Source organism: Staphylococcus schweitzeri (genome assembly GCF_002902405.1).
Classification (GTDB): Bacteria; Bacillota; Bacilli; order Staphylococcales; family Staphylococcaceae; genus Staphylococcus; species Staphylococcus schweitzeri.
Window position 1 is genome coordinate 137821 of sequence record NZ_PPQS01000034.1, and the last position, 12453, is coordinate 150273.

Consider the following 12453-nt stretch of genomic DNA (forward strand, 5'->3'; position numbering starts at 1 on the left):
AGGGAGTTTTAAATATGGCGCAAACACTTGCTCAAACTAAACAAATATCTCAAAGTCATACGTTTGGCAGCTCACAGAGTCATCATATAACACAACAAGACGCTAACTCGCATCCGGTTATTTATTCAACTCAAAATTTAGACTTGTGGTATGGAGACAATCATGCATTGCAAAATATCAATTTAGATATTTATGAAAATGAAATAACTGCAATTATTGGACCATCTGGTTGTGGTAAATCAACATATATCAAGACATTAAATCGAATGGTTGAGTTAGTACCATCAGTCAAAACAGCTGGTAAAATATTGTATCGTGATCAAGATATTTTCGATCAAAAATATTCAAAGGAACAATTACGTACTAATGTGGGGATGGTATTCCAACAACCAAATCCATTTCCGAAATCAATATACGATAATATTACTTACGGTCCAAAGATTCACGGTATTAAAAATAAAAAAATTCTTGATGAAATTGTTGAGAAATCTTTACGTGGTGCAGCAATTTGGGATGAGTTAAAAGATAGGTTGCACACGAATGCATATAGTTTATCCGGCGGGCAACAACAACGTGTTTGTATCGCGCGTTGTTTAGCAATTGAACCTGAAGTAATTTTAATGGATGAACCGACATCAGCACTAGACCCTATTTCTACATTAAGAGTAGAAGAATTAGTTCAAGAATTGAAAGAAAACTATACAATTATTATGGTTACACATAATATGCAACAAGCTGCTCGTGTATCGGATAAAACAGCATTTTTCTTAAATGGATATGTCAATGAATATGATGATACAGATAAAATTTTCTCTAATCCATCAAATAAAAAGACAGAAGATTATATTTCAGGAAGGTTTGGTTGATATATAATGGCGATTATTAGACAACGGTATCAAGAACAACTTGATGAACTCATTAAAGAATTACGTCGTTTAGGAGCAAATGTCTACGTGAGTATTGAAAATGGTATAAAATCATTAAGTATTGATGATAGAAGCTTTGCGCGACAAACCGTAAAGAATGACAAACATATCAATCAATTAAATTACGATATTAATGAACGAGTAATTATGCTTATTACAAAGCAACAGCCCATTGCGAGTGATTTGCGTATGATGATTTCTTCATTAAAAATCGCCTCCGATTTAGAAAGAATAGGAGATAATGCATCGAGTATTGCCAATATTCGATTGCGTACGAAGATTACAGATGATTATGTGTTAACCCGTTTAAAGACAATGGGTAAATTAGCTATGTTAATGTTAAAGGACTTAGATCAAGCATTTAAAAAGAAAGATACCGTATTAATAAGAGAAATAATTGAGCGTGATGAAGATATCGATGACTTATATAGTCATATTATTAACGCAACGTATCTTATTGATAACGATCCATTTGTTGCAGCTCAAGCCCATTTAGCTGCAAGGCATTTAGAACGTATAGGCGATCATATTATTAATATCGCTGAAAGTGTCTATTTTTATTTAACTGGCACACATTACGAACAATAAACTTACCATATTATATATATTTCTATTATTCATAAACCTACAATAAACCAAGATTCTCGCTTTAGAAATACGAAAATCTTGGTTTATGTATTGGTTTTATAATTTGTCGCGTATCCTAATTGTTAGATCGCTCAATTTCATCTGTTAATTTTTCAACTTCATCCACTAAATCAGAAATATATTGAATTGTAGATTTAAGTGGCTGATCTGTTGTAATATCAACGCCAGCAATGTTTGCAAGTTCGACAGGTGATACACTGCCACCTTTTTTCAATGTTTCTAACCAAGCATCAACAGCTGGTTGGCCTTCATTTTTAATCTTTTGAGAAACGACAGTTCCGATTGTTAAGCCAGCAGAATACGTATACGAATATAATCCCATATAGTAATGAGGTTGACGCATCCATGTTAATTCAGCACCCTCAGTCATGTTTACTGCATCTCCGAAAAATTGTTTATAGACATTTAGCATTATTTCATTTAATGTCGGCGCATTTAAAGATTCACCTTGATCTACTTTGCGATACACTTCACGTTGATAAGCAGCTTCTAATAAATGGGTAACCATATTATGATAATATGTTCTAGATAAAATTGAGCCAATAACCCAGCGTTTAAATCTTGGATTATCACTTGTGTTAAATAAATAATTGGCCATTAACATTTCATTCATTGTTGAAGGCGCTTCAACAAAGTACATTGATGCTTCTGATTCAAGATATGGTTGATGTTTTTGAGCTAATGTAAAATGACCGGCGTGACCTAATTCATGTGCTAAGACAAATGCTTCAGCCATTTTTCCAGTCCAAGAAATGAACACATATGAATGTGTAAAGTATGGACTTGCACAAAATGCGCCTGTTTCTTTACCTTTATTTTGTGCAAAATCAATCCATCGCTGATCGTATGCTTCACGTAACATGTTTGTATAGTCATCACCTAAAACACTTAATGCACCGAAAATATAATTTTTGGAGTCTTCAATTGAAATCTCTGGTTCATAATCAGGGTCTACAGAAATTTTCAAATCTTCAAAACGCATGTTATCTAAGCCGTGAATACGTTGCAATATTTTTGCATATTTTTGCATAACTGGCGCTAGTTCAGTCATAATGATATCGATTTGACGGTCAAACATATCACGCGTTACTTCTTGACTATGTAATAAATAATCGATGACCGATTCAAATCCACGCAAATCAGCTTCAATTTTTTCTTGTTGTACTTGCATATTATATGTAGCTGCGGTAGTATGCTGATATTTTCGAATCGCATCGCTAAACGATTTGAAACTTTTACGTCTAAACTCAGGATCTTTATTATCTTCATAATCATTTTCAAACGTAGCATAGTCGACAGGATATGTTATACCATCATGTTCAAATGAATCGAATGTAATATCTAGCATTTTTGTCGTGCCGTATAAATCGTAAGGACTGTTTAGCGTAGGTGATAAAGTTGCTAATACTTGTTCTACTGAAGCAGATAATTGGAATGGCTTTTGTTTAATTAACTGTTTAATATAGTGTTGATATGGACATGATTCTTCTAATTGTTGAAGTGTTTCTTCCGGGAGTTCAAGTATTTCTGACTCGACAAAAGATAATTGGCTAACAATTTTGCCGTATGTAGTAGATAATTTAGCGCTCAATACTTGTGCCTCTATATTACTAGTATCTACACTTAAACGTAGTTCTGCATAATTACTTAAGCGATCTAAGGCAATTAAAATATTTTCTAATTCAGCTAAAGCAGCATTAATTTGTTCGATTGAATTTAATGTTGTTGCATATGTATGATGAAATTGATTTGCTTGTTGTAATAAAGATTCTATACTTTTATAGTATTGTTGATCATCTTCAAATAAATCTGTTAAATCCCATGTTTCTGAAACTGGTACATCTTCTCTTAAAGGTAAACCTTGAGACATATAATCACTCCTTTGGTATAATACATTCATTATACATAATTATAAGGCCTAAACGATAATGTTACGATTTCCTAGAAGTAAGGAATAATGACTTTTTTCTAATGGAAGATGAGATGTTACTTAAAACTAACTACTATTGTTTAAGTTTTTAAAATTTTATAATAAAATGTATACAAGGAAAGTATTGAAATAGAAGGAGAATGGTTATGACATTATTCGATATGCCTAATTATTTATGGATTACATCTTTAATAATGATTTTATTAACAATATTCTGTTGCTTAGTTTTAAATAAATGGTTTGTATCAGCAGTACTTACATTTGTAATTTTAGGCGTGCTTGCATTTTTCATTCCAAATTTTCAAGAAATAAAATATCAACCATTACTTGGTTATGCAGCATTTTTAGCTATCATAAGTTTGTTGATTAGCTTTTTACTATGGTATTTCACAAGAAATTGGCGCAAAGAAAGAAAGGCGCGTAAATTAGAAAAGCAAATTGAAAAGTATGGATATGAAGGTGCTGAACTTCGCCGTAAAGATAAAAAATAAATTTCAACAACTATATGCACAAAATCATCGACTTTTAAGTTACACTGCAGTAACAATTATTTCGAAAGAGATGGAATACAGTGCTATAGTTGTTTTTGTTTTGACTTTTTTATATTTTAGATGGTTGACTTGATACAAAATATTATATTTTATAATGATTTTGTTAAAAAATTAAATATACTTCATTTTCTTTTTGGATAATACTATAATGAACGTTGGTTCTTAATATGTAAGTTGCATATACACGCGCCATTCTCATGTAAAAAGAAAGTGTTAGTAACTTACACTAGGAGGGGGGACTATTATGTTTATGATAAAGTCTATTTTGTATAGACTGATACAAATGATAGTTGTTTTATTTGTTATTTCTACACTTACATTCATTTTAATGAAATTATCACCAGGTAATCCAGTTGATAAAATATTGCATCTTGATGTAGCACAAGTGTCGACGGAACAAATAAATGCAACCAAAGATAAATTAGGATTAAATGATTCTTTATTGGTACAGTGGTGGCATTGGATGAATCACTTATTACATTTTAATTTAGGAAAAAGTTTTGAATCAAAAGAACCGGTATCACAGATATTATTCAACTATGCACCTATAACATCACTCATAGCTTTTTCAACATTAGTGGTATCGTTATTCATATCTATACCGCTCGGCATTTTAGCAGCCAAACGATTTCATAAGTTATCTGACAAAGTGATTAGAGTGATATCAACGCTATCAATTAGTTTGCCAGCGTTCTTTATCGGTATCATTTTGTTATTTATTGTCACAAATTTAATGAAAATAGACAGTGTTATACTTAGTCAGTTTATATTACCCGTATTCACGCTTTCTTTAGGTATGTGTGCATACATCATTCGTTTAGTGCGCTCTAATTTATTGATGTTATTGCAAAGTAATATCGTACAAGCATCAAGATTACGCGGTATGAATGAACGCTATATTTTAATTCATGATTTACTAAAACCAACCCTTTTGCCGATTATCCCATTATTAGGAATTTCACTTGGTAGTCTAATAGGTGGTACTGTAGTAATTGAAAATTTATTTGATATACCAGGTATTGGTTATCTATTAATGGATAGTATTAAATCTCGAGATTATCCTGTCATTCAAGGATGCGTCTTATTTATTGGCTTTTTCGTTGTTGTTATCAATACGATTGCTGACTTATTAACGTTATTACTTGATCCAAAGCAGCGATTACAATTAGGAAATCAAAAAATCAAAACTCATGCATCATTGTTATCAGAAAGTAGTGACCGTCATGTATAAAATATTTTCAAAGAATAACCTTATCTTTCTTGTATTCGGTGCATTTATTTTTGCGATGATTGTACTACAATTCTTTGTCAGTAGTGAAAATGCAACCAAAGTCAACTTATCGCAAACATTTGAACCAATCAGTTGGTCTCATTTATTAGGAACTGATGATTATGGAAGAGATTTATTTACCCGAATTATTATCGGTGCACGTTCAACATTGTTTGTTACTGTTTTAACATTAATAGCTATCGTTGTCATAGGTGTTACATTAGGTCTATTTGCTGGATATAAAAAGGGGTGGATTGAACGATTAGTGTTAAGGTTTATTGATGTTGGTCTAAGTATTCCAGAATTTATCATCATGATTGCTTTAGCAAGCTTTTTCCAACCATCTTTATGGAATTTAGTTATCTCAATTACAGTAATAAAATGGATGAATTACACAAGGTTGACTAGAAGTATAGTTAATAGCGAAATGAATAAGCCTTATATAAAAATGGCACAATTATTTCATGTACCTACAAGAACAATATTAATACGTCATTTAACACCTAAAATTATACCGGCTACTATTGTTTTGATGGTCGTTGATTTCGGTAAAATCATTCTATATATAAGTTCACTATCATTTGTTGGGTTAGGTGCACAACCGCCAACACCTGAGTGGGGCGCTATGTTGCAACAAGGTCGTGATTTTATTTCGTCTCATCCAATTATGTTGATTGCACCTGCTTCAGTCATTGCTATAACTATTTTAATTTTTAATTTAACCGGTGATGCGCTAAGAGATAGATTGCTGAAACAACGAGGTGAATATGATGAGTTTCATTGATATACAAAATTTAACAATAAAGAATACTAGTGAGAAATCACTTATTAAAGGGATTGATTTGAAAATTTTTAGTCAACAGATTAATGCCTTGATTGGAGAGAGCGGCGCTGGAAAAAGTTTGATTGCTAAAGCCTTACTTGAATATTTACCATTTGATTTAACTTGCACGTATGATTCGTACCAATTTGATGGGGAAAATGTTAGTAGATTGAGTCAATATTATGGTCATACAATTGGCTATATTTCTCAAAATTATGCAGAAAGTTTTAACGACCATACTAAATTAGGTAAACAGTTAACTGCGATTTATCGTAAGCATTATAAAAGTAGTAAAGAAGAGGCTTTGTCCAAAATTGACAAGGCTTTGTCGTGGGTTAATTTACAAAGTAAAGATATATTAAATAAATATAGTTTCCAACTTTCTGGAGGCCAACTTGAACGCGTATACATAGCAAGCGTTCTCATGTTGGAGCCTAAATTAATCATTGCTGACGAACCTGTTGCATCATTGGATGCTTTGAACGGTAATCAAGTGATGGATTTATTACAGCATATTGTATTAGAACATGGTCAAACATTATTTATTATCACACATAACTTAAGTCATGTATTTAAATATTGTCAGTACATTAATGTTTTAAAAGAAGGTCAAATCATTGAACAAGGCAATATTAATCATTTCAAGCATGAGCATTTGCATCCGTATACTGAACGCCTAATTAAATATAGGACACAATTAAAGAGGGATTACTATGATTGAGTTAAAACATGTGACTTTTGGTTATAATAAAAAGCAGATGGTGCTACAAGATATCAATATTACTATACCTGATGGAGAAAATGTTGGTATTTTAGGCGAAAGTGGTTGTGGTAAAAGTACGCTCGCTTCATTGGTTCTTGGCTTATTTAAACCTGTTAGAGGAGAAATTTACTTAAGTGACAATGCTGTGTTACCGATTTTCCAACACCCTTTAACTAGCTTTAATCCTGATTGGACGATTGAGACCTCATTAAAAGAAGCGTTATATTATTACAGAGGACTAACTGATAATACCGCGCAGAATCAATTATTAATACAACATTTATCTACTTTTGAGTTGAACGCGCAATTATTGACTAAATTACCAAGCGAAGTGAGTGGTGGACAATTACAAAGATTTAATGTCATGCGTTCGTTATTAGTACAGCCTCGCGTTTTAATATGTGATGAGATAACTTCAAATTTAGATGTTATCGCTGAACAAAATGTAATAAATATATTAAAAGCGCAAACGATTACGAACTTAAATCATTTTATCGTTATTTCTCATGATTTATCCGTGTTACAACGCTTAGTTAATAGAATTATCGTTCTTAAGGATGGCATGATAGTCGATGATTTTACAATAGAGGAATTATTTAATGTTGATAGACACCCTTATACAAAAGAATTAGTGCAAGCATTTTCATATTAGTTATTTAAGAATGCGATAATTCTAGACTTATTTTAAAATATAGATAAATCAAGTTTATTAATCTAGACACTTATCGATTTTATTTTCTTTATTTAAAAATAATAATAAAAAGGAGTATCATTAAGGGGATTACTTGATATTGCAAGTATTCGTTCTATAGAAAGAGGTTTTAATTATTATCAAAGTGAATGCGTCATTAACTTAAAATCATTTTCAGAAACGCAGCATGAGGCTGAAGTAAAGGGCGGTGGTAACAAAGTATATCGTTGTTATATTGATATGGAACATCCTAGAAAATCCAAATGTAATTGTCCTCATGCTGATGGAAGACGAGTGATATGTAAACATATGATTGCATTATTATTTACAGCTAGTCCAGAAGAAGCAAATAAACATATAATCATGTTAAACGAAGTTGAAGAAGACTATCACTTACGTAGAAATATGTGGATTGATTCCCTTAAATGATATGAGTGAAGAAGAACTCCGCGATGCATATTTAAACATGTTAATTGAACATGGATAAATGGCAGAATTATTTGGATTAGATGAAGAAGATTTATTTGAAGATGAAGACGAATTCTATTAAAAACACCCCCTATTAAATGATAATGATTATCAATTGATAGGGGGATGTTTTTATACATATAAATTTAATGAACTGCAAATAGCTTGGGCATGACTATCTATATGTGTTACATGATCCAATTTCAATATTGTATGTGTATAATCTTCTGATGGCCCTACAATATAGCCATTAGTAGCATATTGTAGCATGATAATATCATTGTGATCATTACCAAATGCTATATATTCAACATCTTTACCATATATGTATTGTAGTGCTGTATATTTATTAATATTTTGCGCTGTAATATCAATATTAAACTCATTTGAATGATGAATCATTTCCAATTCTTGATGGTATTTATTTAGCTCGTCTAATATAGTTGTAATTTGTTCCGGGTCTATATTTAATAAAATAATCTTGATTGGCGTGTCGATATTTGCAACATTAATACAACTGGCCAGCTTATGTGGATCTAAGCGCTCAAAAATCGCGTTCTCAGCGTCTAATTTAGCAGCATAATTCCAATCATCATCGATAATATAATCTAATTCATATTTTTGTATTATTCGTAAGATATGATGATATGTATAAGCTTGAATTGGCTTGATAACTGAAATATTTGATTGCTGTGAAATCATAGCACCATTTGCGCCAATTAATGTGTGCTGATGAAATACTGATGGTAAAACTGGCAACAAATCACGAATCGGTCGTGCAGATGCAAATATAAGTTCATGACCAGCATTTTGTAATTGTAACAATGCATCAATGATTGATGGATTAATTGATTTACCATTAAAACAAAGTGTACCATCAATATCAAATACAAACTTCATCAAATCACTCCAAACAATAGAATAACATGATTATATCATAAGCAAGTTATGTGACAATAATGAGGTAATGAAAATGCAGGGTACCTTTTGTATCATATATATAACTTCCTATAATATATATTATGTAAACTAGAATGTGAAATTCCATAAGGGGGACTTATATAACTTCGAGTTTGTATAGTTTTTATGTCTATAAGCTAAATTTACAGACATGTTATATTTTATTAAACCAATTACTAACGTTTTGATGCATATTAAATCTTTGTATCGATAATACATCTATCTATCATCATCTTTATTTCTAATATACAAACTGATTGGTTTGCTAAAATTGTTACAGCAATAATTGCTCATGCATTTTATACAATTACATTTAGACAAATATCACACTTCATATCATGTACTTACATACACACAAAAGATATAAATAGTCATAAGTTGTAATAATGGTTTTAAGTATCTCAAACACTATACATATCAATTTAAGTACTCATTGCATATTGATATTGCTTCATAGCTATAGTATTAATTAATACACATATTTAAACTCAACCAACTACAAATAGATTGTGCAATGTGTATTTGTGGATATTACACTCAATTGCAAGAACTTTAATTCTATATATGACTTTGAAGTTTTTTAAAAAAGCATAAAAAAGAGCCTATAGTATCAATAACTATAAGCCCTAACATCATTTACATCTATTTCTTTAATTTTTTACGTAATTTATCCAATGTTGTGAACAACCAATATTTCACTTTATGAATTGGTTTATAGAAATCCCCTATTAATTCTTCGATTTGTACATTAAATCCACGTTTAAAGCGGTATACGCCATAATCTTCACTGTTTTCCGTAAAATCACCTGATAAACCATAGAAATTATAACGATCATAACCATTATCGAAGCAATAGTTAATCATAAACCAGTGCATCATGTATGGTCCCATAAATTGATTATATTTTTCTGATGAACCCCCAGAGAAATAATTCACTTCATATGCATTTGCAAAGTAAACGCCAGAAGCAAGGTTTAGAATTGGGCCGTCCGTTTTGCTCAATTCACTTGCATTCAATAATTCATGCTGATCATGATCAATTTGCTTATCTAATTCTGCAATTTTCTTCATTTGTTTATCTGATTTGTTTTCTTTCGCCATCATTTGATCACGACGATTTTCTTTGTCATTCAATTCTTGTTGCAACTTTAACACATATTCATCAAGGTCAATATATGCTAATGGTACTAATACTTTATCGCCATATGTGTCAATAAAGTTATAAAAATAATCATCTGTTTTTGATACAAAGCCGGCACGCTCTTCAGTTTCACGATATAAATCTAGGAAAAGATTGAACTCATCACGCTCAAGGAATCTTACTTTAACACCATAGTTTATCGCTTTATTAATATTACGTTTACGTTGACTATCAAATGTTTTTTTCAATGTTTCAGGTGTTTTACCTTCAAGGTTTAATACGCCCATCCAGCGTACTTGGCTCGATGTATCATACTCTGTTGTAAAGCCATGATGCTCGTAACCATGCGATTTAAACAAGTTAACTAAGGCATCATTTTTCTCGCGTCCTTCAAATGGCACGATATCTTTATTATATAGATGATATAACCAATACGGATCTAATTTAACATATAAGCATTGATGTTGCTGTAAATATTTATCTAATTCTTTTAAATAATAATCAACTAACCCTAAATCTGAAAAATCCATTACCGGACCACGATTTGAATAATAAACATAACTTCCCATAGTAGGAATTTTAGAGAAAAGGCTTGCAGCAATTACTTTGTTATTGTCGTCTTTTATGCCTAATAAAACTACTTCAAAGCCATCATTTTCACGGGTAACTATATTTTCTTTTACTTGGAAATAATGACTTTCCAACGATGGATTTTGTACAAAGTTGTCAAATTCGGTAACAGTTAACTCTGTAAATTTCATGTTTTGATAATTCCCTTCCTAAAAAATTCTATCTTTAACTTTTTTAAGTGCGGTATATGCTGCATAAACAGGTTTATTAATTGGTTTAATAAAGTCACCAACATATTCAATAATTTCAGCATTGTAACCTTTTTTGAATTTAACTACACCAGCATCTTCAGCATCTTCTGTAAATTTACCACTAACACCATAGAAATTATAACGGTCAATGCCATGATTTAATGCATAATTAATCATTTCCCATTGCACTGCATAACTTCCGGCAAAATGACGGAAAGCATTTGATGTTCCACCAGCGTAATAAACAACTTCAAATGGATTGATAAAGAAGAAACCAGCAGAAATAGGTAATTCATTACCATGTTCTTCTTGTAGACGTTTACCTTCTTCAATCTTTTGCTCATTCGCATCAAGTTGTTGTTGTAAGTTATCTCGCTTGTTATGCGCTTTTTTGTTTTCAGGACGTTTTTCAATATCCTTTAATGCTTTATTTAAATCTTTATTTAAAATATCACGCTCTTCATTTAGTTCTTTAATATATTCATCAAAATTGATATACGCTAAAGGCACTAACACACGGTCTTTGTAATATTTTAAGCGATTGTAATAAAACTTGTCATCACGATCAGCAAAAGCTTTTGATTCTGACGTATCTTCCATAAATGATCTAAAAATTGGTAGTTCTTCTTCAGATAAATATCTTACTTTAACACCATTCTTTTTAACTTTTTTCGTATTTCTTTTTCTAAGTCCATCCATATTTTTAATGATGTCATCTGCTGTTTTATCTTTTAAATCTAACACTGAGTGATAACGAATTTGTAGCACAGGATCAAATCCTTTATGGAATCCAGTATGTTCAAATCCTAAGTTACTCATTTTATCAAAGAACCAATCATTACCAGCATTACCTGTAATCTCGCCATCATGATTCAAGTATTGATATGGTAAATATGGATCGATATGTAGGTATAGACAACGATGTTTTTTAACATATTTTGATAATTCATTAAAGAAAAAGTGTACGAGTTCTTGATTTTCATAATCAATCACTGGACCGCGATTTGAATAAAAATACTTGAACACTTTCATAACAGGTACAGCAGTAAGCAAACAGGCTGCAATAACCTCATTATTATTGTCTTTTATTCCCACTAAATGTGTTTCATAACCTTCAGCAAGCTTTAACTCATAGTGACCAACAGTTTGCGTGAAATGACTGTATGGCATGCTATCCGTAAAGGCACCAAACTCTTTAGCTGTTAAATTTGTAAACTTCATTATCATTACTCCTATTTGTCTCTCGTTAATTTCATTTCCTTATTCGCAGCATTTTATCTTTCGCCCTCTGCAAATATCAAAAATAATAAATCTAATCTAAATAAGTATACAATAGTTAATGTTAAAACTAAAACATAAACGCATTAATTGTATATAGTTTTGTGGTGAAATTTAGATTTTTGCATACAATTTCAAAAAAAGTAATATGAACGTTTGGGTTTGCTCATATTACTTTTGAAA

General features: G+C 31.1%; 12 protein-coding genes and 1 pseudogene. 9 read left to right on the forward strand and 4 right to left on the reverse strand.

Annotated features, from left to right (window positions below; all coding sequences use genetic code 11):
* Positions 1-14: 14 nt before the first annotated feature.
* Positions 15-866: a phosphate ABC transporter ATP-binding protein PstB gene (pstB, locus tag CD116_RS07040; protein ID WP_047425438.1), complete on the forward strand. Its 852-nt coding sequence runs from the start codon at positions 15-17 to the stop codon at positions 864-866.
* 6 nt (positions 867-872) lie between these two features.
* Positions 873-1514: a phosphate signaling complex protein PhoU gene (gene phoU / locus CD116_RS07045; RefSeq protein WP_047550671.1), complete on the forward strand. Its 642-nt coding sequence runs from the start codon at positions 873-875 to the stop codon at positions 1512-1514.
* 115 nt (positions 1515-1629) lie between these two features.
* On the opposite strand, the gene pepF is transcribed toward phoU, so the two are convergent.
* On the reverse strand, positions 1630-3444 hold the full coding sequence (gene pepF, locus CD116_RS07050) for an oligoendopeptidase F (protein WP_047550668.1): 1815 nt from the start codon (positions 3442-3444) through the stop codon (positions 1630-1632).
* A gap of 206 nt (positions 3445-3650) precedes the next feature.
* Between pepF and CD116_RS07055 the strand changes: the two genes are divergently transcribed.
* The 7 genes and pseudogenes from CD116_RS07055 to CD116_RS07085 all read left to right on the forward strand — a co-directional run bounded on the left by CD116_RS07055 (position 3651) and on the right by CD116_RS07085 (position 8089).
* Positions 3651-3995 (forward strand): 6TM ABC transporter family protein, encoded by a 345-nt coding sequence (locus CD116_RS07055; protein WP_047425432.1) that lies wholly within the window; start codon positions 3651-3653, stop codon positions 3993-3995.
* On the forward strand, positions 3952-4128 hold the full coding sequence (locus CD116_RS07060) for a hypothetical protein (RefSeq protein WP_398572884.1): 177 nt from the start codon (positions 3952-3954) through the stop codon (positions 4126-4128). The genes CD116_RS07055 and CD116_RS07060 overlap by 44 nt, the downstream gene beginning before the upstream one ends.
* Before the next feature lie 171 nt (positions 4129-4299).
* Complete coding sequence (gene nikB / locus CD116_RS07065) at positions 4300-5286, forward strand: nickel ABC transporter permease (RefSeq protein WP_047550664.1); 987 nt, start codon at positions 4300-4302, stop codon at positions 5284-5286.
* Entirely contained in the window at positions 5279-6109 is an 831-nt protein-coding gene (gene nikC / locus CD116_RS07070; protein ID WP_047550661.1) for a nickel transporter permease, read from the forward strand. Before nikB ends, nikC begins: the two co-directional genes overlap by 8 nt.
* The gene (locus tag CD116_RS07075) at positions 6096-6869 is read left to right on the forward strand and encodes an ATP-binding cassette domain-containing protein (protein WP_047531091.1); all 774 of its coding nucleotides are present in this window, start codon (positions 6096-6098) and stop codon (positions 6867-6869) included. The genes nikC and CD116_RS07075 overlap by 14 nt, the downstream gene beginning before the upstream one ends.
* On the forward strand, positions 6862-7563 hold the full coding sequence (locus CD116_RS07080) for an ABC transporter ATP-binding protein (RefSeq protein WP_047550658.1): 702 nt from the start codon (positions 6862-6864) through the stop codon (positions 7561-7563). Before CD116_RS07075 ends, CD116_RS07080 begins: the two co-directional genes overlap by 8 nt.
* A 138-nt stretch (positions 7564-7701) precedes the next feature.
* Positions 7702-8089: pseudogene (locus tag CD116_RS07085) on the forward strand (SWIM zinc finger family protein).
* 113 nt (positions 8090-8202) lie between these two features.
* On the opposite strand, the gene CD116_RS07090 reads toward CD116_RS07085, so the two are convergent.
* From CD116_RS07090 to femA, 3 genes are all read right to left on the reverse strand, one after another.
* Positions 8203-8970, reverse strand: coding sequence for a Cof-type HAD-IIB family hydrolase (locus tag CD116_RS07090; RefSeq protein WP_047550654.1), 768 nt, complete (start codon positions 8968-8970; stop codon positions 8203-8205).
* 702 nt (positions 8971-9672) lie between these two features.
* Positions 9673-10932, reverse strand: a complete 1260-nt coding sequence (gene femB, locus CD116_RS07095; protein WP_000673108.1) for a glycine glycyltransferase FemB — start codon at positions 10930-10932, stop codon at positions 9673-9675.
* Positions 10933-10950: 18 nt separating this feature from the next.
* Positions 10951-12213, reverse strand: a complete 1263-nt coding sequence (gene femA / locus CD116_RS07100; RefSeq protein WP_047531097.1) for a glycine glycyltransferase FemA — start codon at positions 12211-12213, stop codon at positions 10951-10953.
* Positions 12214-12453 lie beyond the last annotated feature (240 nt).